This is a genomic window from Aliiroseovarius marinus (assembly GCF_050881025.1).
GTDB classification, from domain to species: Bacteria; Pseudomonadota; Alphaproteobacteria; order Rhodobacterales; family Rhodobacteraceae; genus Aliiroseovarius; species Aliiroseovarius marinus_A.
Window position 1 is genome coordinate 314,404 of sequence record NZ_JBNNXQ010000001.1, and the last position, 26,428, is coordinate 340,831.

Sequence of the window (26,428 nt, forward strand, 5' to 3'; positions counted from 1 at the left end):
AGCCCCTTGCAAAAACACAAAAGCCCCGGCATCGACCGGGGCTTTTTCGTTGGGCACGCGCGCCCGGGCCGGATTGAGAACGCCCCAGATTATCGAAGCGTCACCCCATGCCCCAATCCGGCAAGATGGCTGTCGAGGCTGCCAGCCTGCACCCCCAACGCCCCCAACACATCGGCCTCATCGCGCAGCACCGAAAAGACGGTGGGCACTTTCCCCTCTGACATTTGCTCCAGAATACGGGCAAAAACATAGCTTTCGGGCGAAGGCGCAAGGATGAGCATTCTATCTGCAGGCGCGTAATGCTGGTGCAGCTTTTCCTGCAGGGCCAGAAACTCCTCGAGCCCGTTCACGGGGCGATCCACGCTTTTGAACGCGCGCAGATCCATCACAACCGTGTAGCCCAACGGCACAGCCAGCGTGATCATCCATTCTGCCACCCGCGCAGATAGGCTCATCAACTCGATATCACCGCTGTAGTCCAAATAGACCAATGCATGATCAGGGTAGTATGTGACTGATTGTGACATGTTTTCCCCCAACACCCTCCGGCATAGTAGAAACCGAACATTACCTAAGGTAAAGTAGTAAAAACCCGACCATTTGCGCAGTAATTGCCCCCCTTACGCGTGAATTTGCAGGTTCAAAGCCACGCTTGTCCCCAACCGACCTTTTCTGCAAAGGTAAACCACGGCACCAAACACGCCGCGACATGGGAGAGACCAACATGGCAGCTCAGGAACCCCCTTTCTCCATCGGGATCGAAGAAGAATACCTGTTGGTGCATCTCGACAGTCTGGAACTGGCACAGGCCCCCGACGCCATGATGGAGGCCTGCGCGCGCGAACTGGAAGGTCAGGTCAGCCCGGAGTTCCTGCAGTGCCAGATCGAGATCGGCACCCGCGTCTGCCAAACCATCGGCGACGCCCGTGATGACCTGAAACGCCTGCGCGCAACGGTTGCGAAACACGCAAAAGCCCACGGTCTGGCCCCGATCGCGGCCTCCTGCCATCCGTTTGCAAACTGGAAAGACCAGCATCATGTGAACAAGGACCGCTATAACGATCTGCGCCGTGATCTGGCAGGTGTGGTGCGCCGCATGTTGATCTGCGGCATGCATGTGCATGTGGGCATTCCAGAGCCTGACACCCGCATCGATCTCGTAAACCAGCTCAGCTATTTCCTGCCTCATCTTCTGGCCATGTCCGCCAGCTCACCGTTCTGGCAGGGCGAGGATACCGGGCTGGCCTCGTACCGCCTGACCGTCTTTGACAACCTGCCCCGCACCGGGCTGCCGCCGCAACTGTCCGGCTGGTCGGAATATGAACGCTCGGTTCAGGCGCTGGTGGATATCGGCGTGATCGAAGACAGCTCGAAAATCTGGTGGGACCTGCGCCCGTCATCCCGTTTCCCCACGATCGAGGCGCGCATTTGTGATGTTCAGCCCCGGCTGGAAGACACGCTCAGCCTTGCCGCTTTGATCCAATGCCTGACCCGCATGCTTTGGCGCCTGAAGGCCCGCAACCAACGTTGGCGTCTGTATGACAACTTTCTGGTGGGCGAAAACCGCTGGCGCGCGCAGCGCTATGGCATCTCTGGGGGGCTGATTGATTTTGGTGTGGGCGAGATTGTGCCCTTTGACGAGCTTCTGGAAGAGATGATCAGCCTTGTGCGCGAAGACGCAGAGGTTCTGGGCTGCACGGCCGAAGTGGAAAACGCGCGGACGATCCTGTCGCGCGGCACCGCGGCCGACCGCCAACGTGCGGTTTTTCGCGATAGTGTGCAGGCGGAAAAGACACCAAAAGATGCGCTGCATGACGTGGTGCGTCACCTGATCGACGAATACCACGCCGATCTTTAAGGCGCCGCACGGGCAAGCCGTCCGTACCCACAGCTTCGCACCCTGCACCCCCCTGTCCAAACACAGTATTTCCCCCTTATAGCGGGGTCTGAAAAACTCCTGTAAGGATTGCGCCATAACGTGACCCGAAACGTGCACGGGAGGACCAGATGGATTTTGCGCTGACCGAGGAACAGACCCTCATTTTCGACATGGCCAAGGGCTTTGGCGAAGAGAATATCGCCCCCAATTCAGAGAAATGGGAGGCCGAGGGCACCATCCCGAAAGAGCTGTGGCCACAGCTGGCCGAGCTGGGCTTTGGTGGGCTTTACGTCTCTGAGGAATATGGCGGGTCGGGCCTGTCGCGTCTGGATGCCACGCTGGTTTTCGAAGCCCTGGCCATGGCCGACCCGGCGGTGGGATCGTTCCTGTCGATCCACAACATGTGCGGCGGCATGATCGACAAGTTCGGCAAGGAAGAAGACAAGCAAAAATGGCTGCCGGCGCTCTGCTCGATGGAGAAGGTCTTCTCCTACTGCCTGACCGAACCCGGATCAGGGTCGGACGCGGCTGCGCTCAAAACCCGCGCTGAAAAGACCAACGAAGGCTACGTGATGAACGGCAACAAAGCCTTCATCTCGGGCGGCAATTACTCGGATGTCTACGTGACCATGTGCCGGACCGGCGAAGATGGGCCCAAGGGCATCTCGACCGTGATTGTCGAAAACGGCACGCCGGGCCTGAGCTTTGGCGCCAATGAACGCAAGATGGGCTGGAAGGCGCAGCCGACCTCTCAGGTGCAATTCGACGATTGTGCGGTGCCGCATGAAAACCTGCTGGGCGAAGAGGGCAAAGGCTTTGTCTACGCGATGGCCGGGCTTGATGGCGGGCGTCTGAACATCTCGGCGGGTGCCTTGGGGGGCGCGCAAAAAGCGCTGGATTTGACCCTGCAATATATGGGCGAGCGGAAGGCCTTTGGCAAAACCATCGACCAATTCCAGGCGTTACAATTCCGTCTGGCGGAATATGAGACCAAGCTGCAAGCGGCCCGTACCTTCCTGCGTCAGGCCGCGTGGAAACTGGACAATGGCGCGCATGATGCGTCGAAATTCTGCGCCATGGCCAAGCTGATGGTCACCGATGTCTCTTTCGAGGTCGCCAATGGCTGTCTGCAGCTGCATGGCGGCTATGGCTACCTGTCCGATTATGGCATCGAAAAGATCGTGCGTGATCTGCGTGTGCACCAGATTCTGGAAGGCACCAACGAAATCATGCGCCTGATTGTCGGACGCCAGTTGCTGGCCGAACGCGACCGCAGCTAATGACGGACGTCCTGATACGGAAAGAAGGCAAAGCCGGGCGGATCACGCTGAACCGCCCGGATGCCCTGAACGCGCTGTCTTACGACATGTGCCTGAAGATCGACGCAGCCCTGATTGATTGGGCTGACGATGACGGTGTTGCATTGGTCCTGATCGACGCGGAAGGCGACCGTGCCTTCTGTGCGGGTGGGGATATCCGCGAAATCTATGACATCGGCCTGTCAGGCGATCCAACCCGCGCGCAAAACTTCTGGCGTGACGAATACCGCATGAACGCCCGCTTGTTCGAGTTTGCCAAACCCGTGGTCAGCCTGATGCAGGGCTACACTATGGGTGGCGGTGTTGGCGTCGGGTGCCACGGATCGCACCGCGTGATGGCCCGGTCGTCGCGCATGGCCATGCCCGAATGCGGCATTGGGCTTGTGCCAGATGTGGGCGGGTCACTGATCCTTGCCGGGGCACCGGGCCATCTGGGCACCTATATCGGCACCACGGGCGCGCGTCTGGCACCGGGTGATGCCATCCATGCGGGTTTCGCCGACCATGTCATCCCGCAGGCGGAATGGCCTGCCCTGATCGACACACTCGTGGCAACCGGCACACCGGATGTGATCCTTGAAGCCGCCATTCCCCCTATTCCCGGCAATATTTCGGCGTTGCAGCCCATGATCGACGCCCATTTCGGCAAAGACACTCTGGCCGAGATCGTCGCATCGCTGAAAGCCGAAGACAGCCAGTTTTCTCAAAATGCGCTGGAACAGCTGGCGCGCAATTCCCCCCTGTCCATGGCCGCAACCGTTCGGATGCTGCGCCAGTTGGGTCGGACCGAAGACGTGCGCAAAGCGCTGGAGTTGGAGTATCGGTTTGTGTTTCGCGCCCTGACGCATTCTGACCTGATCGAGGGCATCCGGGCCGCTGTGATAGACAAGGACCGCAGCCCCAACTGGAAACACGGGCTTGATGGGCCGCTTGACGACGCATTGAACGGGGACGTGGACGCGATGCTCGCGCCTTTGGGCGACAACACTTTGACATTCTGAGGAGAAAGCTCATGAAAATCGGATTTATCGGACTGGGCAATATGGGTGGCCCAATGGCGGCGAACCTTGCCAAGGCGGGTCACGAGGTGACGGGCTTTGACATGGCCCCGGTCGACATCGAGGGTGTGGCGCTGGCCAGCTCGGGTGCCGAGGCGGCTGCGGGCAAAGACGTGGTCGTGACCATGCTGCCCAACGGCCAGATCCTGCGCGCCGTCGCCGCCGAGATCGTGCCGGTGATGGACAAAGGTGCGGCTTTTGTGGATTGCTCGACCGTTGACGTCGAAAGCGCACGCGCGGTGGCTGAACAGGCCGCAGCCGCTGGCCTTTTGCCCGTGGATGCGCCCGTGTCAGGTGGCGTGGGCGGCGCTTCGGGCGGCACGCTTACCTTCATGGCAGGCGGCTCGGCAGACGCCTTTGCAAAAGCCGATCCGCTTTTCGACATCATGGGTCAGAAAGCCGTGCACTGCGGTGACAGCGGTGCAGGTCAAGCGGCCAAGATCTGCAACAACATGATCCTTGGCATCACCATGATCGGCACCTGTGAAGCCTTCGCGCTGGCTGACAAGCTGGGGCTGGACCGCCAGAAAATGTTCGACGTCGTGTCGACCTCGTCAGGCTACAGCTGGACAATGAATGCCTATTGCCCCGCCCCGGGCGTTGGCCCTGCCTCGCCTGCCGACAATGACTATCAGCCGGGCTTTGCCGCCGAACTGATGCTGAAGGACCTCCGCCTGAGCCAACAGGCCGCCGAAGCCGCAGATGCCGACACCCCGATGGGTCAGGCCGCAACTGATCTTTATACGCAATTCGTCGAAAACGAAGACGGGTTGGGCATGGATTTCTCGGCCATGTTGCCGCGGTTTGAGAAGCGCGGGCGCAGCTGAGGCACCTGCGACAAAAGGGGCGCTGCCCCCGGGTCGCCCTTGCGGGGCGACCCTCCCCCGAGGTATTTGGAACAAGAAAATAAGGCGGCGCGCTGCTCCTTTTTCTTGTCATCGATACCTCTGCCAGAGGCCTGAACGCTCATGAGCTGGACCCAGGACACACAAGACATTGCCAAACTGGACGCGCCCGCGCGTGCTCTTCTGGACACGCTTGAGCCAATGGACGTGCCCAAGGATGCGGTTCTGTTTTGTCCCGGCGAGGCGGTGAAAGGTTATGTCGTGATGCTGTCCGGTCAGGTTGACGTAAATCTGATCGGACCCAATGGGCGGGACATTCTGCTTTACCGCGTGGCACCCGGACAAAGCTGCATCCAATCCACATTGGGGCTGCTGGGCGGGGATGACTATACCGCAGAGGCGACCGCCGAAACCCCGGCCCGCCTTGTCGTGATCCCCCGCGATATCTTCTTTGCACTTCTGGACAGTTCATCGGGGTTCCGCCGGCTGGTCTTTGCGGCCTTCGCGGAACGCATGCAATCGATGATGCAGTTGATTGAAAACGTGTCCTTCATGAAGGTCGAGGCCCGTCTGGCCGCTTTGGTGCTGGAACGCGCGGGACCGGATGGATGCTTGCACATGACACAGGCCGAAATGGCCACAGCCGTTGGCAGCGCGCGCGAGGTGATTTCGCGCCGGCTTGAGAAGATGGCACAGGCGGGATTGGTGTCCCATGGGCGCGGCACCGTCACGGTGCTGGACGCGCGTGGCCTGCAAAACCTGATCCACGGCACCGCTTTCTGAGCCTCTGTGTGACCTCGTCACATGCCTTGTTTCACCGCGCATGTTAGGTGTCTTTCAAACGAGGAAAGGAAGTTGACATGTTGAAACGTAACGAAGGCACCATCGATCGCGCCCTGCGCATCATCGCAGGCCTTGCTCTTCTGGGCTGGTATTTCTTTGCAGGTGGCCCGATCTGGGCGCTGATCGGTATCGTGCCACTGGCCACCGGGGCGATGGGTTCCTGCCCGCTCTATTCGATCTTTGGGATCAACACCTGCAAGCTGAAAAATTAACCGCCTGCTTTCAGAGTTTTGCAACCTTTCCTGAATAAAAGAGGCAAGGTAGCAAGTGAATAAGTAAGCGCCGGGACCGAAAGGACCCGGCGTTGTGTTTTGAGAAGGGCGGATAGACAACGCTCGTTCATCAATTGTCGCAGGCATGCGGCCATAGCCGCACCGCACCGCTTGCAAAGACCCGCCGCGTTGACCATCCTGCGGGGATGAAACGTTTTTCCCAATCTCCGACCGACCCGGATTTCATCCAAGACCCCTATGCGTTCTATGATCTGGCCCGTGCAGCAGGTGATATTTTCTACTGGGAAGACTACGATCTGCCCATGGCCGTCAGCTTTCGTGCGGTGAACGCGCTGTTGCGCGATCGTCGGTTTGGGCGGGAACCCGTCACGCCACGCGACATTCCTGATCACCTGAAGCCCTTTTACGATGTCGAAGCGCATTCCATGCTGGAGCTGGAGGCCCCGCGCCACACCCGGCTGCGCAAGCTGGTGCTGCGGGCCTTCACATCGCGACGTATTGCCGGGCTTGGGCCCGAGATTGAAGCCCTTGCGCAGGGCTTGATCGACCAATTCCCCGACACAGAGTTTGACCTTCTGCCTGCTTTCGCCACCCGTATTCCGGTGATCATCATTTGCCGCCTTCTGGGCGTGCCTGAAGACCGTGCCGATGACCTTCTGAACTGGTCCAACGCCATGGTGTCAATGTATCAGGCCCGCCGCACACGCGAGATCGAAGATACGGCCATCGCAGCCACAGAGGCCTTTGTAAGCTTCATGCGCAGCTATATCGACGAACGGCGCAACGATCCGCGCGACGATCTGATCACAGAACTGATTGCGGCCGAAGAAGATGGTGAAAAACTCTCCTCGGACGAGTTGATTTCAACCTGTATCCTGCTCTTGAACGCCGGCCATGAAGCCACGGTACATGCGCTGGCCATCGCCGTGAAAACCCTGCTTGAGCAGGGAGCTGCCCCTGCCCTGCTGTCGCCTGATCAGGTGGACGCCACGGTGGAAGAGGTTCTGCGTATCGATCCGCCCCTGCATATGTTCACCCGCCATGTCTATGAAGATACACGACTTTATGGGCATGACTTCAAACGCGGCGACGAGATCGGCTTGCTTCTGGGTGCCGCCAACCGCGATCCCGACATCTGGGATGACCCTTCAACATTCGACCCCGCGCGCCCGGTAAAGCAAAACACGTCTTTCGGGGCTGGCGCGCATTTTTGCATCGGTGCGCCCCTTGCCCGGCTCGAGCTGGCACACGCGCTGCCGATCTTGTTTGACCGCTGCCCAGATTTGCAAATGACCGCTCCGCCACAATTTGGAAATGTCTATCATTTCCACGGGTTGGAACGGCTGATGGTGCGCGTGTGATCAGATCGGCAGCTCGGTGGAGAACTTGATCTCTTCCATCGACAAAAGCGCGGTGACGTTGAAGATTTTCACCTCGGAAATCAGCGCCTGATAGAAAACATCATAGGCACGCGCGTTTTCGACGCGGACCTTCAGGATATAGTCGATCTCGCCTGCCAGCCGGTGCGCTTCCATCACTTCGGGGCGCGCATGCAGGGCTTTCAGGAAATCCTCCTGCCAGCCCGCATCATGTTCGGCCGTTCGGATCAGCACGAAGAAACAAGCCTCGAACCCAAGGCTTTCGGCATCCATCACCATGGTGTTCTGACCGATCACACCGCCTTCGCGCATCTTGCGAATCCGGTTCCAGACCGGCGTCTTCGACGATCCGACCTTCTTCGCGATCACATCCAGCGACTGGCCTGCATCGCGTTGCAGCTCCCGCAGGATTTTCCGGTCGATATCATCCAGCCGAACAGACATTCTGCTTTTTCCCCTCTTCTGGTCCGCCCGTTCCAAACTGCGCGCAAACCGAAACAACATTCCTTATTCGCCGCGCCACCTCGCGGATTACAGGGAAAATGTCCTATATAGAGCGGGAACGCAACCGGAAAGGACATGCTATGCCCCGCCCATTTAGCCCCAAAGTGGTAACCGCCAACGACCTGATCGAAGGCGACGTGATCTATTTGGCCCGTGACGGGTCATGGGTGCGCGATATGTGTATGGCGTGGCTGATCGAGGATGAGGCAGAGGCCACCGCCCAACTGGCCCGCGCGGAAGCTGATCCTGCGGTGGCCGTTGGCCCCTATCTGGCTGACGCCGCCGCCGGTGCGACCGGACCCGTCCCGACCCATTTCCGCGAAACGTTCCGTGCCACCGGCCCATCGAACCGTTTCCACGGTAAGCAAACACAGCAAGCGGCATCGGAGGCCGTGGCCAATGTATGATTACAACCATTTCGACGAAGGCTTCGTGCGCAACCGTGTGGCACAGTTCCGCGAACAAGTTGGCCGCCGCATCTCGGGGGCGCTGACCGAAGACGAGTTTAAACCGCTGCGCCTGATGAACGGCGTCTATCTGCAGCTGCACGCCTACATGCTGCGCGTCGCGATCCCCTATGGGTCATTGAACCCGCACCAGATGCGCCAGCTGGCGATGATTGCTGAGCGTTGGGACAAGGGCTATGGCCACTGGACCACGCGCCAGAACATCCAGTTCAACTGGCCGCGCCTGTCAGACATCCCGGACATGCTGGACGCGCTGGCAGATGTGGGCATGCACGCGATCCAAACCTCGGGCAACACGATCCGCAACGTGACAGCTGATCACTTTGCTGGTGCGGCTGCGGACGAGGTGGAAGACCCCCGCCCCACGGCGGAGCTTTTGCGCCAGTGGTCCACTGACCACCCGGAATTCCAATTCCTGCCGCGCAAATTCAAGCTGGCTGTGACCGGATCGAAAGCCGACCGTGCTGTCACAAAGGCGCATGACATCGGTATCCGCATCGTGAAAAACGACGCCGGAGAGGTGGGCTACCAAATCCTCGTCGGGGGCGGTCTTGGCCGCACGCCCGTCGTCGGTCAGGTCCTGAAAGACTTCCTGCCGCGCGCCGATCTCTTGCCTTATGTCGAGGCCGTCGTCAGCGTCTACAACACGCTGGGTCGCCGCGATAACAAGTACAAAGCCCGCATCAAGATCACCACGATGGAGAACGGGATCGACAAGATCTTTGATCTGGTCGAAGCCCGCTTTGCCCAACTGCGTCCGCTGTTTTCCGGTGTGGACCAGGAGCACTTCGCAGGTATCGCCGCGGATTTCACGGCCCCTGACTTCAAAACCGCATCGCTGGCGCATTACCACGCAGCGCGCGACACAGACCCGGTCTTCCGGTCGTGGAGCGACACCAACGTGGATGACCACCGCGCCGAGGGCTACGGGATCGTCACGATCTCGATGAAGGCCCATGGGGCCACGCCGGGGGATGCCAGCGCGGATCAGATGCGTGTTCTGGCCGATCTGGCAGAAGAGTTCGGTCATGGCGACATCCGCATCAGCCACGAGCAAAACGTGATCTTCCCGCATGTCCACCGTTCGGACCTGCCTGCGATCTTTGCGGCTCTGCGCGCGCATGGCATGGCGACCGCAAATGCCGGTCTGATCTCGGACATCATCGCCTGCCCGGGCATGGACTACTGCGCGCTGGCCACGGCCCGCTCAATCCCCGTCGCGCAAGAGATTGCAGAACGTTTCGACGCGTTGAAGATCGAGCATGATATCGGTCACCTGCAGATCAAAATCTCGGGCTGCATCAACGCCTGTGGGCACCACCACCTGGGCCATATCGGCATTCTGGGGCTGGATCGCGCGGGCGTGGAAAACTACCAGATCACCCTTGGCGGTGACGCGGGCCCCGACACGGTGATTGGCAAACGGGCAGGTCCCGGCTTTGCCTACGACCAGATCGTGCCAGCCATCGAACGCCTTGTGCTGGCCTATCTGGAACTGCGCGAGGACGAAAGCGAGACCTTCATCGACGCCTATCGCCGTCTGGGCGAAGCGCCGTTCAAAGCCGCCCTTTATCCAGAGGAGGACAAGACACATGCCGCTTGAAATCCCCCTCCCCCCCGCGGCCGAGCGGGCGACTGATCTTAACCTGCGCTACCGGCACCATTCCGCAACATCTGTCGTGGAACGGGCGCTGTCAGATAGCACCATTGGCGCGCTTGCTCTTGTCTCCAGCTTCGGCGCGGAAAGCGTTGTGCTTTTGCATCTGGTGGCCAAGGTCGACCGCACCGTTCCGGTGATCTTTCTGGACACGCAGATGCTGTTTCAGGAAACGCTCGACTATCAGGTTGAGGTGGCCGAGAAACTGGGCCTGACCGACGTGCGGGTTATTCACCCGGACCCGGAAGAGCTGTTCGCCCGCGACCCGGACAACATTCTGCATCTGGCCGACACGGACGCCTGCTGCGCGTTGCGCAAGGTCGAGCCGCTGGACCGGGCGCTCAAAGGGTTTGACGGCTGGATCACCGGACGCAAACGCTTTCAGGGTGGCAAACGTGTCGATCTGGAGTTTTTCGAGGCTGAAGATGGTCTGCTGAAGGTCAACCCGCTGGCCCATTGGGCGGCGTCAGACGTGCAGGACTACCTGATCAACAACCGCCTGCCCAAGCACCCGCTGGTCTCGCGGGGCTTCCCGTCGATCGGCTGTGCGCCCTGTACATCGGCTGTGAAACCCGGCGAAGACCCCCGCGCCGGACGTTGGCGTGGGGCTGAGAAGACGGAATGCGGCATTCACTTTGTCGACGGAAAGATGGTTAGAATTGGAGCAGAAGCATGAGCGTGATTGTAACCGATAACGGCTTTGCCCGTGACGACTGGACCGAAGGGTTCGCCAGCCCGAACGAGCGCGCCGCCAATGACACGCGCGGGTTGCACATTGCCTCGGACGCCGATCCGACAGCGCTGGCTGATCTGATGGTGGGCGTGCCCGCCATTCGCATCGACTTTCCGTCCTTCGCGGATGGGCGCGGCTTCACGCTGGGTCGTCAGCTGCGCCTTCTGGGCTATGACGGTCGCCTGCGCGCCCATGGCCATGTGATTTCGGACCAATACGCCATGGCGCGTCGCTCGGGCTTTGACGAGGTCGAGATTTCGGACGAGCTGGCCCAGCGCCAGCCCGAAGCCGAATGGCAATACCGGGCCGACTGGAAAGCCTATGACTATAGGTCGCGGATGACCGGCTAGACCGCCCGTCGCGACCTCCCTATATACACTGACAAGAAAGGGCGGGGCATCGTGCCTCGCTTTACGCTGATGAATGAAGTGACGCCCGTTATGGATGCTGAAACCAAAGTAAAACCGGTCCCCACCCTGCCCGACGCGCAGACCGTGACCGATGTGGAACATTACACCGATCGCCTGTTTCGGTTCCGCTGCACACGGCCGCAGACCCTGCGGTTCCGGTCCGGCGAGTTTGTGATGATCGGCCTGATGGGCGACCCTGATCCCAAAACCGGCAAGCAAAAGCCGCTTCTGCGCGCCTATTCGATCGCCTCGCCCAGCTGGGATGAAGAGCTGGAGTTTTACTCGATCAAAGTGCCCGATGGCCCGCTGACATCGAAGCTGCAGCACATCAAGGTGGGGGATGAGATCATCCTGCGCCCCAAACCCGTGGGCACCTTGGTGCATGACGCGCTGATCCCCGGCAAACGCATCTGGTTCTTTGCCACCGGCACCGGCTTTGCCCCCTTCGCCTCGCTTCTGCGCGAACCGCAGACATACGAGGATTACGACGAGGTGATCATCACCCATACCTGCCGCGAAGTGGGCGAGCTGACCTATGGCGCCAACCTGATCGAGGCGCTGAAGGAAGACGAGCTTCTGAACGAGGTGATCGGCGAGGGTTTCTGGAAGAAGATCAAATACTACCCGACCACCACCCGCGAAGAGAGCCCCAAAATGGGCCGCATCACCGACCTGATGCGCTCGGGCGAGGCGTTCAAAGATCTGGGTGTCGAACCGATCTGCCCCAAAAACGATCGCGCGATGATCTGCGGCAATCTGGCTTTCAACCTGGAACTCAAGGACATGCTTGAGGAATACGGGCTTGAAGAAGGGGCAAACTCCAAACCCGCACAATATGTGGTTGAGAAAGCCTTCCTGGACTAAGGAAGACGCAATCCCTCGGAGTTCGGCGAGGCGGTGCGACAGCACCGCCTTTCTTTTTTGAACACATAAAGCGCAGCGCATTGCCCGAGCTGACGCCTGTCATACATATTCAATCGCCCACAAAAAAACCGCGCGGTGGGAACCGCGCGGTTTTGTGTCTTGCAGTTGCCTTTGGCTTACATGCCAAGCGCGCCTTTGATCTGCTCAATGGCAGCCTGCAGAAGTGCCGGGTTGTTGGCGGCAGCGTCAGCAGCGGTTTTCAGAGCCATCTTGGTTTGATCGTTCAGGTTGGAGCCGTCGATCATCTCGCCCACTTTGGCTGCGTCGAACCCTTCCGGGGTCAGCAGGGTCTTGGCGGCGTCCATCATACCAGCTTCTTCCGCCGGTGCTTCTTCTGCAGCGGCTTCCTCTGCAGGCGCTTCAGCAGCAGGAGCTTCCTCGGCGGGGGCTTCCTCTGCAGGAGCTTCAGCAGCGGGGGCTTCTTCAGCAGCGGCGGGTGCAGCGGCTTCTTCACCGGTGACCGTCTGTGCAACATTGCCCGCGGCCTCACCTGCGGCTTCTGCAGCCCCTTCGGCCGCGCCTGCAACCGCGTCTTTGGCGGCGTCGGCAAGCGACCCGATGGCGTTGGTCACGGCTTCGCTTTCACCCACCACGCCGGTGACGGCTTCGGTTACAGCGTCTACGGCGCCGTCCACAGCGTTGCCTGCCGCTTCGGTCACAGCTTGCGCTGCATCGCTGGCGGCTTCAGTCGCGGCACTTGCGGCGGCTTCGGCAGCGCTTGCGGCTTCTTCGGCAGCACTTGCGGCGGCTTCAGCAGCGGCAGCAGCTTCGGCGGCAGCGGCTTCTTCTGCAGCTTTGGCTTCGGCCTCTGCCTGAGCAGCGGCAGCAGCGGCGGCTTCTTCAGCGGCTTTGGTTTCCGCTTCAGCTGTCGCAGCAGCCTCTTCGGCAGCCATTTTCGCCTGATTGCCTTCGTACCACTTGTATCCGCCAAAGGCGGCAGCGATCACAACCAGGACAGCAATGATGGATTTGTTCATGTCGACTTCCTCAAACTTGTCTTTACAGGCGCAACAACATCCCTTGCCGCGCAATAACAGGCTTGATGTGAGCCTTTCAACGCGTGGGTGCAAGGGGAGTTTCGCCGAATGCGCGTCAAAACGCCCAGATTGACGCAACTATCGGCTTGAAAGGCAGCGCTGGCGGCTTTACCTTCCCACCCGGCAACTTTGCGAAACCACAGAAGGAATGGCACCATAGCCCGCAGACCTCATAACGCGCCCCCGCAGCGCGACACCGGCCCCCGCGTCAACGGACGCATCCGGGCCACTGAAATCCGACTGATCGGCGCCGATGGCGAAAACGAGGGCGTTGTGACGCCCGCGCGTGGCATGGAGCTTGCTGAACAGGCAGGGCTCGACCTGGTGGAAATCTCGCCCAACGCGAACCCGCCCGTGTGCAAGATCATGGATTTCGGCAAGTTCAAATATGAACAGCAGAAACGCGAAAGCGAAGCGCGCAAAAAGCAAAAGACCATCGAGGTCAAAGAGGTCAAGTTCCGCCCGAACACCGACACGCATGACTATGACGTGAAGATGCGCAACGTGGTGAAATTCCTTGAAAACGGCGACAAGGTGAAGGTGACCTTGCGGTTCCGTGGCCGCGAGATGGCGCACCAGAATCTGGGCCGTGAGCTTTTGGAACGTGTGGCTGAAGACATCAAGGAATTGGGCAAGGTTGAAAACATGCCCAAGATGGAAGGCCGCCAGATGGTCATGATGATCGGCCCGATGCCGAAATAAGCCCATAACGAACAGATAGGAAAACGCCCCGCCCTAGCGGGGCGTTTTTTTGTTGAGCAACAGAGATTGCGCGGATGCACCCGCCCGCTAGAGTGACCATATGGAAACGCTCTCATTTGTCATCCTCATACTCACCTTGCTGGCAACAGCGGTGATGGCGGCCTCGGCCTCGATCCAGGCACATCGCGCCGGGATGGACGCCTTTGGGGCCACTGTACTTGCCATCGCGACCGGCATGGGGGGCGGCACGTTGCGCGACCTGTTCTTGGGACGGACCCCGGTGTTCTGGATCACCGATATGCGCTATTTCGCGGTGGCCGTTCCCGTGGCATTGATCGGGTTCCTTGTCGCCAGCCGCATGACGGCGGGCAATGGGCGACGGTTGACCGTTCTGATGCATCTGGACGCGGTTGGCCTTGCGCTTTTCACACTGACCGGCGTGAATATCGCGCTGGAGGCCGGCACCCATCCCCTGATGGCAGTGGTTCTGGGGTGCATCACGGGCACAGCCGGCGGGATGATCCGGGATCTTCTGTGCAACATGACCCCAAGCCTTCTGAAAGAAGACCTCTATGCCACGATCTCTATTGTTGGCGGCGGAATATACCTGCTGTTGCTGCCAATGATGGGCGAGACCACAGCGCTGGCGGTCGGCTTTTCTGCCATCCTTTGTGCACGATTCCTTGTGTTGGCCCGTCAGGGTTGAGCGCGCTGCCGGGCCACCAGCTCGGCCATGATCGACACGGCGATTTCCGCCGGTCCAACTGATCCGATATCAAGCCCCACCGGACCGTGAATGCGCCTGAGCTGCTCGGGCGAGAACCCGCGCGCGGCCAGCCGGTCCAGCCGTTGCCCCTGCGTGCGGCGAGAGCCAAGCGACCCGATATAGAAAACCGGCGCGTTCAACCCGGCCTCCAACGCCGGATCGTCAATTTTCGGATCATGGGCCAGCGTGACAATGGCGGTGCGGCGGTCCAGCGACAGATCAGCCAGCACCTCGTCGGGGTAGTCCTCATAGAGGGTCACGCCGGGAAAGCGGTCGGCGGTGGCAAATGCGCCGCGGGGATCAATCAGGGTCACATCATAGCCAACAATCTGCGCCATCGGGATCAACGCCTGTGCCACATGCACCGCGCCGGCAATGATCAAGCGCAAAGGCGGGGCATGCAGATGGGCAAACAGCTCTTCAGACAGGCTGGTTTCATCGCCGCCATGCGCCGGGCGCAGCGCGCGCCGCCACCCATCAAACTGCAAATGGTATGAAACAGTTTGGCGCGCGGCACGGGCGGCCACCAGATCCCGCAACATTGCCAATGGCAGACCCTGACCCGCGCCAATGTCCTCGCCCACCGGTTCGACCAACACTTTGATTTCACCACCACAGGCAAGCCCTGCGGAAAACGCATCCTCGCCCGAGACGCCAAATTCCAACACCCGGCAGCGGCCATCGCGCAGCGCCTCTTGTGCTTCCAGCACGACCGCGCCCTCGACACATCCGCCCGAAACCGAGCCTTCAATCTCGCCACTGTCGGCAATCAGCATCTGGCTTCCCGTGGGGCGTGGGGCGCTGCCCCATGTATAGGCGACGGTGGCAATGGCGACCGCGCGGCCTTTCGCAATCCAGTCCAGCGCCAGCTCGGGGATGCGGTCGAAGCTTGAAGGGGGAATATGTGTCACAGTGGTCTCCACGGTGGCCTCCACGGTGGCCTCGGGGTTGGTTTTGCCCTATGTGGGCTGTCCCCGCATGCCTTGCAAGGGAAAGGGCCGCAGGTGGCGGCCCTTTCTGAAGGTCATGTCATGGATGGGATCACTCGGCCGGGGCCGGGATTGCATCACCGCGCGGCGCTTCGGGGACCGCAAAAGCCACGGCCACGAAGATCAGGCCCAAGACGATGCCCAGCACGTCCCCCGGCAGCGCCATGAGGCCCTCGTATTTCGCCCCCGGTACGGTGCCCAGCGTGACCTTGCCGCCTGCGATGGCATCCAGCATCCCGGTGGCTTTCACCGACGGGTAGGTGATCATGTAAGCCGCAGCGCCCAGCAACCCGCCGAGGATGAAGAACAGCGCATCCTTGCGACCCGTTGCTGCCGCCGCAACGCCGGTGCCCGGACAAAAACCCGACAGCGCCCAGCCCGCACCCAGAAGAAGCCCGCCGACAAAGACACCCACATAGGCGGTTTTCACCGACATATGGCCCACATCGACCAGACCGGCCATCTGGCCACCAAACATCAGGATCGACCCGACACCAATGGCCAGAAGGATCGCTTTCATCAGGCCCAGCGCGCGCAGGCTCAGCATGCGGATCAGAACCGAGGGGTTGGTGGCGCCGATCCGGTCAAGGACAAAGCCAAACGCCGCACCGATCACCAAAGCAAGTACAATCTGCATGTCTTATCCTTTCCTGTAAGTCATCATGGCCACGGGCACCGCCGCCGCAAAAGCGCCAGCGGCAAAGATGTAGCCCGACAGCGAGGTTTGCATCATGCCCGACATCATGTGGCCCGAGGTGCACCCCCCCGCCAGACGCGCACCATAAACCACGATAAGCCCGCCGACAAAGGCGATGGCATAGCGCGTCATTGGCGTGTCGCCGAAGTTTTCATAGTGGATCGCAGGCAGTTTGTTTTCATCCGCCCCATTGCCGCCACGCAGGATTGCCGACAGGAAGGCCCCGACCATCATCGCAATGACAAAGACAAAGCTGTAGTTCAGCGGATTGGCCACGGATTTCGCGTATTTGCCGTTCGATTTGGCGAGATAGGCGTTGGTCGAGCTATAGCCGTCCTCGGTCTTGGTCACCAGATCCGGGTTCACCGCATCTGCAATGATCCCATCAAGGATCACGAACTGGGTCGACACCCCGATCGGCTTGACCAGCAGCACGGCCAGGAAGAACACAAGGCCCAGCGCCAGCCCACCGATTTTCCAATTCAGTGTCATGAGACACCCCCTTTTGCATTCATTAATGTGAATATGTTATTCATCCGAAATGCAACGAAGTCAATGGACGGATTGACGCGCAGGCCCGGGGGCGGGTTGACAGGGGGCCATTCGGCTGGCTTGCTTGGCCATCTTTCATAGGAGCTTGTGATGCCTCTGGACCTTTGGCTTGCCTTCGTCGCCACCTGTATTCTCTTCCTGCCCATCCCCGGACCGACCGTGCTTTTGGTGATGAGCTATGCGCTGACACAGGGGCGCCGCGTGGCCGTGGGCATGGCGCTTGGCGTGGCACTGGGGGATCTGGTGGCCATGGTCACCTGCCTTGTGGGGCTGGGGGCGTTGGTCATGGCCTCTGCCACATTGTTCACGGTGCTGAAATGGGTGGGCGCGGTCTATCTGGTTTATCTGGGCGTGAAGCTTTTGCGCGCGCCCCCCGCCCGCATGGACCTAACCGCCCCGGATGAGAAACCCGCGCGCGATGTATTCTGGCACGCCGCCGCCGTCACGGCACTGAACCCCAAATCCATCCCCTTCTTCATCGCCTTCGTGCCGCAGTTCATGTCAACTGACAGCGCCTTTGCCCCGCAAGCCGCGATCCTGACGGCCACATTTGTCGGGCTGGCGGCGGTGAATGCGCTGGCCTATGCGCTGCTTGCCGACAAGCTGCGCCGCCAGATCCGCCGCCCATCGGTGCTGACATGGATGAACCGGATGGGTGCGGGTGTGTTGATCACCATGGGCCTGATGACCACGCGACTCAGTCGCACCTGAACCCGCCCCGACGTTGACAGGGGGCCAAGGCTCTGACACCCATGAGGAAAACCACGGGGTCGACCTTATGCGCATCACCGCCATTCTCTGCGTGAAAAACGAAGGGGCTTTTTTGCTGGAATGGCTGGCCCATCACAAAGGCATTGGTGTGACCGATGTGGTGGTTCTGTCCAATGACTGCGACGATGGCACGGATGCCATGCTGGACCGGCTCGACGAGATGGGCGAGATCGCCCATATCCGCAATGACGGCCCCTATGATCAGGGCGGCATCCAGTTCACCGGCCTGAAACGCGCCGACAAACATCCGCTGGTCAAAGATGCGGATTGGCTGGTGGTGCTGGATATAGACGAGTTCGTGAACGTGCATGTGGGCGACCGCACCCTGCCCGCGCTTGTGGGCGCTTTGCCCGATGCCGATGCCATCACCCTGACATGGCGCATGTTCGGCAATGCGGGCATCGTGCGCTATCGTGACGTGCCCGTGACGCAAGAGTTTACCCGCGCGGCACCTGCAGTGATGCTCTGGCCGTGGCGCGCCTTTCTGTTCAAAACGCTCTATCGCAACACGGGGGCTTACGCGAAACTGGGCGTGCACCGCCCACGTGCCCCGAAAGAGGGCGCGGACAGCACGCGCTGGTTTGACGGCTGTGGGCGCGAGCTTGCCCCCCGGTTCCGCCGGCAGGGCATCTTCTCGGCCTTCAACCAGCCCAACTATGACCTTGTGCAGCTTAATCACTATGCGCTGGGGGCGATGGAAAGCTACCTTCTGAAACGCGACCGTGGCCGGGTGAACCGGGGCGAGGATCTGATGGGCATGGATTATTGGTGCGAACGCAACTGGTCGGATGAAGATGACCCGTCGATCCTGAAGGCCACCCATCTGAGCCAGCCCATCCTGAGCCGTTTTCACGCCGATCCCACGCTGTCCAGCCTGCACCAAACCGCCGTGACATGGCGCACAAAACGCTATGAAACCCTGATGAAAGACGAGGCCTGCCGCGCCCTTATGGGACGGTTGATGATGACCCCGCCTGCGCAGCCATTGCAGCCGCACATTGCGGCCGAGTTGCTGAAACACACGCAAATCCAAGGCGGTGGTCGTGATTGACCACCAACAGGCAACAAAGTAGCAATTTATTAATAGTTTTCCCTGCTTTTGCCCTATTGCCCACGCAAACGCGCCCGCATTACTCTATAGCAAAGCCGTTGATGACAGTTTGATTTCGAGGAACCGCCATGCAGGAAACCCTGCCAGCCACTGACAAGAGCTCTGCGCAGGCCCATGCCGAAGCGCAGGATGAGCTTTGGCTTGAGCGCCTCGAAGAGGACGGCGACCTGCGTGGATATTTCGAACCCGTCGGCCCGAACCATTCGGCGATCCTGACGGATGAAGGCACCACGCTTCTGGTCACCTTCGAACGTGCCGCTGACCTGAGAACGGAAGATGGCGATGGCGATCCGCTGGGATGGTCACTTGTGGCCGAAAACGGCTGGTCGCACCTGTGCCTTTTGGCGCATGAAGACAGCTGGTTTCGCGACAAAGCGGTGTTTGGCTATTTTGACCGGCTCGTCGAAGACGGCTTCTTTGAAGAATTTGAGAAGGTCGTTTTTTATGGCGCGGGCATGTGCGGCTATGCCGCCGCAGCTTTCTCGGTCGTGGCACCGGATGTGACAGTGATTGCCGTACAACCTCAGGCGACGCTCGACCCGGCGCGCGCGGAATGGGACCAGCGCTTCCCCGCGATGCGGCGGACCTCGTTCACGGATCGATATGGCTATGCGCCGGACATGGTGGAAATGGCCGAAGATGTCTTCATCTTCTATGATCCCGAACTGCCCGAAGACAGCATGCACGCCTCGCTGTTTGATGGCGAAAACATCCATCGTATTCTGTGCCGCCGCATGGGCGAAAACATTGGCGAAACGCTTGAAAAAATGGATGTTCTGCCCGAGCTGATCGAGCTTGCAGGCGCCAGCGCTTTGGACGCTCAGACCTGCCACGAGCTTTTGCGCGCGCGCCGCGATCACGGGCCATATCTGCACCGGCTTCTGAACCGGCTGGAAGAAGACAAGCGCCATCTTTTGGTGAAAGCGCTGGCCGGAAATGTGGCCTCGCGCCGCCATGCTCCGCGCTTCAAACGGTCCCTGAAACGCGCTGAAGCCGCGCTTGAGGCCGAATTGGCGCAGGGCTGAAAAGGGTCACTGGGACCCACCGAATTCTACAGTTTGAAGTAAACGTTTCTTAACCACGCCCGCCGCAAGATGAGGGCATGAAACAGATTCGCACCCCCATTTCTGGCACCCCGATCGCCTTGCCCGGCGCAACCCAACCCCGCGGCTCAGCGCAGGATATGCCCCTTCACCCCGCTGATGAACTGGCCCATATCCGGGCCGAACTGCGCCGCCTGCACGCGCGTGAAGACGAGTTGAAACGTCACTACCGCGAAGATGCGAGCGATGCTGACCTGACGGGCGCTACCTTCGAGGTATCCGTCATGCGCCACGCAAAGCGCGTCTTTGACCCCTCGCTGCTGCCTCAAGCGATCCTGTCAAACCCACGTTTCTATCGTGCGCAGGCCACCACACTGGTTACAACCACACCAAAGGCGCCAAAGATCCCGTTTCAGGCGCTTTTGCCCGGCATGGTCGCAAGCGAAGAGGATGAGGCCGAAGATTTCGACCTCATCGAAATGCTGCCAAACTAGAGCCTCTCGGTTCTAGCCTGAGACAGCAGAAAACCGAAACGCAGTAAGAGATATCAATGTCGTGGGCGCTTCGGAACAAGCATGTCCTCAAGCCTATCCCGAAACGCTCTAACACAGAACCAGCGCGCCACTTTGTGATAGGCATCGTGTTGCGCTTTCCACTGGAACGCGGCGCGGCGCTGCGTTAAAGCTCTGGGCGATGACCCAGACACTTACGATCCGCCGCCCCGACGACTGGCACCTGCATCTGCGCGATGGCGAGATGCTGAAGACCGTCCTGCCTGAAACCGCACGGCACTTTGCCCGTGCCATTGTCATGCCGAACCTCGTGCCGCCCGTGGTGACCGGGGCCGATGCCACTGCCTATCGCGACCGCATCATGACCGCCCTGCCCGCCGGCATGTCGTTCGAGCCGCTGATGACGCTTTATCTGACCGAGGAAACGGACCCGGACGATCTGGCCGCTGCCCATGCGTCGGGCCTGATCACCTCGGTGAAGCTTTACCCCGCTGGCGCCACGACGAACTCCTCCAGCGGCGTGCAGAACTTCGACAAAGTGCGCCCGGTGCTGGAAAAGATGGCTGAAATTGGCTGCCCCCTGTGCGTTCACGGCGAAGTCACCGACAAAGAGATAGACATTTTCGACCGCGAGGCGGTGTTCATCGACCGTGTGCTCGATCCGATCCGCCGCGCCACGCCCGACCTGCGCGTGGTGATGGAGCATATCACCACCAAAAACGGTGCCGATTACGTGAAAGCCAATGACACCGGTCTTGGCGCCACCATCACCGTGCAGCACCTGATCCTTGACCGCAATGACATGTTGGTTGGCGGCATGCGCCCGCATTATTATTGCCTGCCAATCCTGAAACGCGGCGAACACCGCGAGGCGCTGATGGCTGCGGCCACATCCGGCGACCCACGGTTTTTCCTGGGCACTGACAGCGCCCCGCACCCGACCCATGCCAAGGAAAGCGAATGCTGTTCAGCGGGGTGCTTTACCGCGCCCAACGCCCTGTCGATCCTTGCCGAAGCCTTCGAGGCCGAAGGCGCGCTGGACAAGCTCGAGGGCTTTACTTCGCTGCACGGCCCCGCCTTCTATGGCCTGCCGGTGAACGAAGACACGATCACGCTCACCAAGGGCGACGCGCCCGTCATCTATCCCGCGACCCTGCAAGCGGGCGAACACACGGTGACCACGTTTGACCCCGGCTTCCCTCTGCATTGGCGCGTTGACGCCTGAGCCGACCACCTGAACAGACCGCCCGACCACATAGGACCACTGCCATGATCCCTTCGACCTTCCCCGCGAAAGAAGAAATCGCCCGCCTGACCGCCCGCATGCTGCTGGAAATCGGCGCGGTGAACTTCAACACGGATGAACCCTTCACGCTGGCCTCGGGCCTGCCCAGCCCCAGCTATATCGACTGCCGCAAGCTGATCAGCTTCCCGCGCATCCGCTCAACGCTGATGGATTTCATGGCCGTGACGATCATGCGCGAAGCCGGTTTCGAGGCGTTTGACAACATCGCAGGCGGCGAAACCGCGGGCATTCCCTTTGGGGCCTGGGTGGCCGAACGTCTGGCCCTGCCGATGACCTATGTGCGTAAGAAACCCAAGGGCTACGGCAAAAACGCCCGGATCGAAGGCGCGATGAGCGACGATCAGCGCGTGCTTTTGGTCGAGGATCTGACCACCGATGGTGGATCAAAGCTGTCCTTTGTCGACGCGATTCGCGACACCGGCGCCACCTGTGGTGCCACGGCGGTGATCTTTTACTACGACATCTTCCCCGAGACGGAAAAAACCCTGTCCGATCATGGCGTTCAGCTCATTCACCTGTGCACATGGTGGGATGTTTTGGCCGAGGCGAAGGCGCAAGGCGCCTTTACAACCGAGACGCTAGACGAGGTGGAACGGTTCCTGAAAGACCCGCGCGGCTGGCAGGCCGAGCGGATGAAATCCTGACAGAACCCACTTCATCTGGGAAATACCGTGCCTCGGCACACCAAATATGGTAGGCTGTTATCCACAGGTTTCCCACAGGAACATACATTTTGCCATGACCATGGTCAGGGCATAATACTCCGCCTCGAAGGGGCACATGGGCATGAACGAGATCAGCAGCATTCAGCAGGGCGAAAACGCAGGCAAGAGTGGTGAGGTGCAGGACAGCCTGCCCCACCACATCGAGGCGGAACAGCAGCTGCTGGGCGCGATCCTGACCAATAATGACGTCTATGACCGCGTGGCCTCGATCATCAATGCGGGCCATTTCTATGAACCCGTGCACGCGCGCATCTGGGAGATTGCCGCCAGCCGCATTTCCAAGAACGCGCTGGCCAGCCCCGTGACGCTGAAGACCTTCATGGAAGATGATGAGGGGCTGAAGGAGCTGGGCGGTCCGGCCTATCTGGCCCGTCTTGCGGGGGCTGCAATCTCAAGCTTTGCAGCGCGTGACTATGCCCAGATGATCTATGATCTGGCGATCCGCCGCGAGCTGATCCAGCTGGGGCAGGACATTTCGGCCAAGGCGCTGAAGGTCGACATCTCGTCCGAGCCGAAAGAGCAGATCGTCGAGGCCGAACAGGCGCTTTATAAACTGGGCGAGGCCGGACAGGCCGACACCGGGTTTCAAAGCTTCCTGAAAGCCGTTACCGACGCGGTGCAGGTCGCCAATGCCGCCTATCAACGCGAAGGCGGGTTGGCCGGGATTTCCACCGGGTTGACGGATATGGACGGCAAACTGGGTGGGCTGCACCCATCTGACCTTCTGATCCTCGCTGGTCGCCCTTCGATGGGGAAAACCTCGCTGGCCACCAACATCGCCTTCAACGTGGCCAAAGCCTATAAGAAAGGCACCAAGCCCGACGGGTCCGAAGGGGCCATTTCCGGCGGCGTGGTTGGGTTTTTCTCGCTCGAGATGTCAGCCGAGCAGCTTGCAGGTCGTATCCTCGCCGAGGCGTCTGAAATCTCGTCCCACAAGATCCGTCAAGGTGACATGGACGAAGGTGAGTTTCGCCGGTTCGTGCAGGCCGCCAAAGATCTGGAAAGCTGCCCGCTGTTCATTGACGACACCCCTGCCCTGCCGATCAGCCAGTTGGCCGCCCGCGCGCGCCGCCTGAAACGCACCCATGGGTTGGACCTTTTGATCATCGACTATCTGCAGCTCTGCCGCGGCATGTCCGACAACCGGGTGAACGAGATTGCCGAGATTTCGATGGGGATGAAAGCCATCGCCAAAGAGCTGAACATCCCGGTCATCGCCCTGTCCCAGCTGTCGCGTCAGGTGGAAAGCCGTGATGATAAACGCCCGCAGCTGTCTGACCTCAGGGAATCGGGCTCGATCGAGCAGGACGCCGATGTGGTCATGTTCGTGTTCCGCGAGGAATATTACAAAGAGCGCGAAAAGCCCGGCGATCACGAGCTGGACCGCATGGCGGCCTGGCAGGAAGAAATGTCCAACTTGCACGGCAAGGCCGAGGTCATCATCGGCAAGCAGCGCCACGGTCCAATCGGCACGGTCGAACTGTCCTTCGAGGCACAGTTCACCCGCTTCGGCAACCTGGTCAAAGCCTGGCAACAGGGCGCAAACGACGGGTTCTGATCATGATCACCGGGGTGAACCACATCACCCTTGCGGTGAACGACCTTCCGCGATCCATTTGGTTTTACACGGATATTCTGGGCGGGACCCTGCGCGCGGACTGGCCGCGCGGGGCCTATCTGGAATTGGGCGAGTTGTGGTTGTGCCTGACCCTGTCAGACGCGCCTATTGCACCGCGCAACGACTACACCCATATCGCGCTAACCTGTTCAGAGGCCGATTTCCCGAGGCTTTCCGAACTGATCGCAAATCACGCCGAACTTTGGCAGGACAACAGCTCCGAAGGTGCCTCGCTCTACTTCCGCGACCCTGATGGCCACAAGTTGGAACTCCACACAGGCACCCTCGCCTCGCGCCTCGACCACTACCGTGCGCAGTCCGAAAGCCGAATGCGTATCCACTGATCACATTTTCTTGTCATAAGTACCTTGGGGGAGCGCCGTATGGCGCGGGGGCAAAGCCCCCACAGGCTCACGAAGTGAGCCATCGAACCCTATCGCCAGTACCGCGTCACCATCCGATAATCCTTGCGCGGCCCTGACACAGTCCACGAGGATGACCAGTTTGGCCAATCCCCGAAACTGTAGGAAACGTGATACATATCCGGGTCACACCAGTGCTGATCACGGGGCTGACCGCCTTCAAGGTCGACATAGTGAAAGTCACGCCCATCCTCGAACAGCACCTGAATTTGCCCCGCACCGGCATCGCGCCAATGATAGATACGGCTTGCGCTGAAACTGTGGCCCTGTGCCGTCACAAGCTGCCCCTCCTCGCGATAAAGCAGCCCCTCCGGCACGGCGGAGAACGTGGCCGTCCCAGACAGGCGATGCACCGCTCCTGCCTGCTCGACAATCTCACGCTCAATGCGCCAATGCCCCAAAAAATCCACGAGTTTCACCCCGTACTCCCCTTTTTCGTCGCAAACATTGGCCCCGCGCGCCCATTCCCGGCACGCATCCCTTGTTCGCTGCATCGCGGCAGTTTATGAGAAGCGCGACTGCCAACCAACCGAAAAAGGCTTCGCCGATGATCCCTCGTTATGCCCGCCCCGACATGGTCGCCATCTGGTCGCCCGAAACCAAGTTCAAAATCTGGTACGAGATCGAGGCACATGCCTGCGATGCCATGGCCGATCTGGGCGTGATCCCGCGCGAAAATGCAGACGCCGTGTGGAAAGCCAAAGATGTCGAGTTCGACGTGGCCCGCATCGACGAGATCGAAGCCGTGACCAAGCACGACGTCATCGCCTTCCTGACCCATCTGGCTGAACATGTGGGCTCGGAAGAGGCGCGTTTTGTGCACCAGGGCATGACCTCGTCCGACGTGCTCGACACCTGCCTGAACGTGCAGCTGGTGCGCGCCGCCGACCTGCTTCTGGTGGGCATGGACAAGCTGCTGGCCGCTTTGAAGAAACGCGCGCTGGAGCACAAAGATACCGTTCGCGTGGGCCGCAGCCACGGCATCCACGCCGAACCCACCACCATGGGCCTGACCTTCGCGCGCTTCTATGCGGAAATGGACCGCAACAAGAACCGTCTGGAAAAAGCCCGCTGGGAAGTGGCCACCGGCGCGATCTCGGGCGCGGTTGGCACCTTCGCCAATATCGACCCGGCTGTTGAAGAGCATGTCTGCGAAAAGCTGGGCCTGCGCCCCGAGCCGATCTCGACGCAGGTGATCCCGCGCGATCGCCACGCCATGTTCTTCGCCACGCTGGGCGTGATCGCCTCCTCGATTGAAAACATTGCTGTAGAAATCCGCCACATGCAGCGCACCGAGGTTCTGGAAGGCGCCGAATTCTTCTCGATGGGTCAAAAAGGCTCATCCGCCATGCCGCACAAGAAAAACCCGGTTCTGACCGAGAACCTGACCGGTCTGGCCCGTTTGGTGCGCATGACCGTGATCCCCGCGATGGAAAACGTGGCGCTGTGGCACGAGCGTGACATCTCGCATTCGTCGGTCGAGCGCGGCATCGGCCCCGACGCCACCGTCACGCTGGACTTCGCCCTGCACCGTCTGGCCGGTGTCATCGACAAGATGCTGGTCTTCCCGGACAACATGCTGGACAACATGAATAAATTCCCCGGTCTGGTGATGTCCCAGCGCGTTCTGCTGGCCCTGACGCAGGCTGGCGTATCGCGTGAAGACGCCTATTCGATGGTTCAGCGCAACGCATTGAAGGTCTGGGAGGAACGTCTGGATTTCCGCGAGCTGCTCTTGGCCGACGAAGCCGTGGTTGAAGCCCTTGGTGTCGACGCGATCAACGAGAAATTTGACATGGGTTATCACACCAAACATGTCGACACGATTTTCAAGCGGGTTTTCGGCGAAAGCTGATCGCAGTTTCAAGCATCTGAAAGCGCCGGTCCCCGTGGCCGGCGTTTTCTTTTTCAAACCACACAGCAACC

General features: G+C 60.2%; 30 protein-coding genes. 23 read left to right on the forward strand and 7 right to left on the reverse strand.

From position 1 onward, the window contains the following. Positions 1–89 precede the first annotated feature (89 nt). Positions 90–527, reverse strand: coding sequence for a hypothetical protein (locus tag ACRY08_RS01435; RefSeq protein ID WP_432448029.1), 438 nt, complete (start codon positions 525–527; stop codon positions 90–92). 197 nt (positions 528–724) lie between these two features. Between ACRY08_RS01435 and ACRY08_RS01440 the strand changes: the two genes are divergently transcribed. From ACRY08_RS01440 to ACRY08_RS01470, 7 genes are all read left to right on the forward strand, one after another. After that, positions 725–1,858 carry a carboxylate-amine ligase gene (locus ACRY08_RS01440; RefSeq protein ID WP_432448030.1) on the forward strand — a complete coding sequence of 378 codons (1,134 nt, stop codon included), beginning with the start codon at positions 725–727 and terminating at the stop codon, positions 1,856–1,858. A 149-nt stretch (positions 1,859–2,007) separates the two neighbouring features. Next, entirely contained in the window at positions 2,008–3,159 is a 1,152-nt protein-coding gene (locus tag ACRY08_RS01445; protein ID WP_432448031.1) for an acyl-CoA dehydrogenase family protein, read from the forward strand. Further along, positions 3,159–4,199, forward strand: coding sequence for an enoyl-CoA hydratase/isomerase family protein (locus ACRY08_RS01450; protein WP_432448032.1), 1,041 nt, complete (start codon positions 3,159–3,161; stop codon positions 4,197–4,199). Before ACRY08_RS01445 ends, ACRY08_RS01450 begins: the two co-directional genes overlap by 1 nt. An 11-nt stretch (positions 4,200–4,210) precedes the next feature. After that, positions 4,211–5,083: a 3-hydroxyisobutyrate dehydrogenase gene (gene mmsB / locus ACRY08_RS01455; RefSeq protein WP_432448033.1), complete on the forward strand. Its 873-nt coding sequence runs from the start codon at positions 4,211–4,213 to the stop codon at positions 5,081–5,083. A 141-nt stretch (positions 5,084–5,224) separates the two neighbouring features. Further along, complete coding sequence (locus tag ACRY08_RS01460; RefSeq protein WP_432448034.1) at positions 5,225–5,884, forward strand: Crp/Fnr family transcriptional regulator; 660 nt, start codon at positions 5,225–5,227, stop codon at positions 5,882–5,884. A gap of 77 nt (positions 5,885–5,961) precedes the next feature. Further along, on the forward strand, positions 5,962–6,156 hold the full coding sequence (locus ACRY08_RS01465) for a YgaP family membrane protein (protein WP_432448035.1): 195 nt from the start codon (positions 5,962–5,964) through the stop codon (positions 6,154–6,156). Between the two features lie 206 nt (positions 6,157–6,362). Beyond that, the gene (locus ACRY08_RS01470) at positions 6,363–7,538 is read left to right on the forward strand and encodes a cytochrome P450 (RefSeq protein WP_432448036.1); all 1,176 of its coding nucleotides are present in this window, start codon (positions 6,363–6,365) and stop codon (positions 7,536–7,538) included. Here the strand turns inward: ACRY08_RS01470 and ACRY08_RS01475 are convergent, their stop codons facing one another. After that, positions 7,539–8,000 (reverse strand): Lrp/AsnC family transcriptional regulator, encoded by a 462-nt coding sequence (locus ACRY08_RS01475; RefSeq protein WP_432448037.1) that lies wholly within the window; start codon positions 7,998–8,000, stop codon positions 7,539–7,541. Positions 8,001–8,140: 140 nt separating this feature from the next. Between ACRY08_RS01475 and ACRY08_RS01480 the strand changes: the two genes are divergently transcribed. The 5 genes from ACRY08_RS01480 to ACRY08_RS01500 all read left to right on the forward strand — a co-directional run bounded on the left by ACRY08_RS01480 (position 8,141) and on the right by ACRY08_RS01500 (position 12,191). Next, positions 8,141–8,467 (forward strand): DUF2849 domain-containing protein, encoded by a 327-nt coding sequence (locus tag ACRY08_RS01480; protein WP_432448038.1) that lies wholly within the window; start codon positions 8,141–8,143, stop codon positions 8,465–8,467. Beyond that, entirely contained in the window at positions 8,460–10,130 is a 1,671-nt protein-coding gene (locus ACRY08_RS01485; RefSeq protein WP_432448039.1) for a nitrite/sulfite reductase, read from the forward strand. The genes ACRY08_RS01480 and ACRY08_RS01485 overlap by 8 nt, the downstream gene beginning before the upstream one ends. Then, positions 10,120–10,860 (forward strand): phosphoadenylyl-sulfate reductase, encoded by a 741-nt coding sequence (locus ACRY08_RS01490; protein ID WP_432448040.1) that lies wholly within the window; start codon positions 10,120–10,122, stop codon positions 10,858–10,860. Before ACRY08_RS01485 ends, ACRY08_RS01490 begins: the two co-directional genes overlap by 11 nt. Continuing rightward, positions 10,857–11,267, forward strand: coding sequence for a DUF934 domain-containing protein (locus ACRY08_RS01495; protein WP_432448041.1), 411 nt, complete (start codon positions 10,857–10,859; stop codon positions 11,265–11,267). Before ACRY08_RS01490 ends, ACRY08_RS01495 begins: the two co-directional genes overlap by 4 nt. A 69-nt stretch (positions 11,268–11,336) precedes the next feature. Beyond that, complete coding sequence (locus tag ACRY08_RS01500) at positions 11,337–12,191, forward strand: ferredoxin--NADP reductase (protein ID WP_432448832.1); 855 nt, start codon at positions 11,337–11,339, stop codon at positions 12,189–12,191. Positions 12,192–12,367: 176 nt separating this feature from the next. Here the strand turns inward: ACRY08_RS01500 and ACRY08_RS01505 are convergent, their stop codons facing one another. Then, complete coding sequence (locus ACRY08_RS01505; RefSeq protein WP_432448042.1) at positions 12,368–13,228, reverse strand: hypothetical protein; 861 nt, start codon at positions 13,226–13,228, stop codon at positions 12,368–12,370. 189 nt (positions 13,229–13,417) lie between these two features. Between ACRY08_RS01505 and infC the strand changes: the two genes are divergently transcribed. After that, a complete protein-coding gene (infC, locus tag ACRY08_RS01510) occupies positions 13,418–13,990 on the forward strand; it encodes a translation initiation factor IF-3 (RefSeq protein WP_432448043.1) in 573 nt (190 codons plus the stop codon). A gap of 100 nt (positions 13,991–14,090) precedes the next feature. Then, positions 14,091–14,696, forward strand: a complete 606-nt coding sequence (locus ACRY08_RS01515) for a trimeric intracellular cation channel family protein (protein ID WP_432448044.1) — start codon at positions 14,091–14,093, stop codon at positions 14,694–14,696. Here the strand turns inward: ACRY08_RS01515 and ACRY08_RS01520 are convergent. The 3 genes from ACRY08_RS01520 to ACRY08_RS01530 all read right to left on the reverse strand — a co-directional run bounded on the left by ACRY08_RS01520 (position 14,687) and on the right by ACRY08_RS01530 (position 16,934). Further along, entirely contained in the window at positions 14,687–15,667 is a 981-nt protein-coding gene (locus ACRY08_RS01520) for an XdhC family protein (RefSeq protein WP_432448045.1), read from the reverse strand. The two genes, ACRY08_RS01515 and ACRY08_RS01520, sit on opposite strands and share 10 nt — an antisense overlap. A 130-nt stretch (positions 15,668–15,797) precedes the next feature. Beyond that, on the reverse strand, positions 15,798–16,382 hold the full coding sequence (locus ACRY08_RS01525; RefSeq protein WP_432448046.1) for a DUF6691 family protein: 585 nt from the start codon (positions 16,380–16,382) through the stop codon (positions 15,798–15,800). Between the two features lie 3 nt (positions 16,383–16,385). Then, complete coding sequence (locus tag ACRY08_RS01530) at positions 16,386–16,934, reverse strand: YeeE/YedE thiosulfate transporter family protein (protein ID WP_432448047.1); 549 nt, start codon at positions 16,932–16,934, stop codon at positions 16,386–16,388. A gap of 150 nt (positions 16,935–17,084) precedes the next feature. Between ACRY08_RS01530 and ACRY08_RS01535 the strand changes: the two genes are divergently transcribed. From ACRY08_RS01535 to ACRY08_RS01570, 8 genes are all read left to right on the forward strand, one after another. Next, the gene (locus ACRY08_RS01535) at positions 17,085–17,705 is read left to right on the forward strand and encodes a LysE family translocator (protein ID WP_432448048.1); all 621 of its coding nucleotides are present in this window, start codon (positions 17,085–17,087) and stop codon (positions 17,703–17,705) included. Positions 17,706–17,772: 67 nt separating this feature from the next. Continuing rightward, positions 17,773–18,816 (forward strand): glycosyltransferase family 2 protein, encoded by a 1,044-nt coding sequence (locus ACRY08_RS01540; RefSeq protein WP_432448049.1) that lies wholly within the window; start codon positions 17,773–17,775, stop codon positions 18,814–18,816. 128 nt (positions 18,817–18,944) lie between these two features. Beyond that, the gene (locus ACRY08_RS01545; RefSeq protein ID WP_432448051.1) at positions 18,945–19,901 is read left to right on the forward strand and encodes a phosphoadenosine phosphosulfate reductase; all 957 of its coding nucleotides are present in this window, start codon (positions 18,945–18,947) and stop codon (positions 19,899–19,901) included. A gap of 77 nt (positions 19,902–19,978) precedes the next feature. After that, positions 19,979–20,413: a hypothetical protein gene (locus ACRY08_RS01550; RefSeq protein WP_432448052.1), complete on the forward strand. Its 435-nt coding sequence runs from the start codon at positions 19,979–19,981 to the stop codon at positions 20,411–20,413. Between the two features lie 199 nt (positions 20,414–20,612). Further along, positions 20,613–21,656, forward strand: coding sequence for a dihydroorotase (gene pyrC, locus ACRY08_RS01555; protein WP_432448053.1), 1,044 nt, complete (start codon positions 20,613–20,615; stop codon positions 21,654–21,656). A gap of 44 nt (positions 21,657–21,700) precedes the next feature. Further along, on the forward strand, positions 21,701–22,381 hold the full coding sequence (locus ACRY08_RS01560) for an orotate phosphoribosyltransferase (protein WP_432448054.1): 681 nt from the start codon (positions 21,701–21,703) through the stop codon (positions 22,379–22,381). A gap of 142 nt (positions 22,382–22,523) precedes the next feature. After that, positions 22,524–24,020 carry a replicative DNA helicase gene (locus ACRY08_RS01565; RefSeq protein ID WP_432448055.1) on the forward strand — a complete coding sequence of 499 codons (1,497 nt, stop codon included), beginning with the start codon at positions 22,524–22,526 and terminating at the stop codon, positions 24,018–24,020. A gap of 2 nt (positions 24,021–24,022) precedes the next feature. Continuing rightward, positions 24,023–24,424 carry a VOC family protein gene (locus ACRY08_RS01570; RefSeq protein ID WP_432448056.1) on the forward strand — a complete coding sequence of 134 codons (402 nt, stop codon included), beginning with the start codon at positions 24,023–24,025 and terminating at the stop codon, positions 24,422–24,424. 89 nt (positions 24,425–24,513) lie between these two features. Here the strand turns inward: ACRY08_RS01570 and ACRY08_RS01575 are convergent, their stop codons facing one another. After that, entirely contained in the window at positions 24,514–24,921 is a 408-nt protein-coding gene (locus tag ACRY08_RS01575; RefSeq protein ID WP_432448057.1) for a DUF6314 family protein, read from the reverse strand. Between the two features lie 128 nt (positions 24,922–25,049). Here ACRY08_RS01575 and purB point away from each other — a divergent pair, with 128 nt between their 5' ends. After that, positions 25,050–26,357, forward strand: a complete 1,308-nt coding sequence (gene purB / locus ACRY08_RS01580) for an adenylosuccinate lyase (RefSeq protein ID WP_432448059.1) — start codon at positions 25,050–25,052, stop codon at positions 26,355–26,357. The last annotated feature ends 71 nt before the right edge of the window (positions 26,358–26,428 follow it).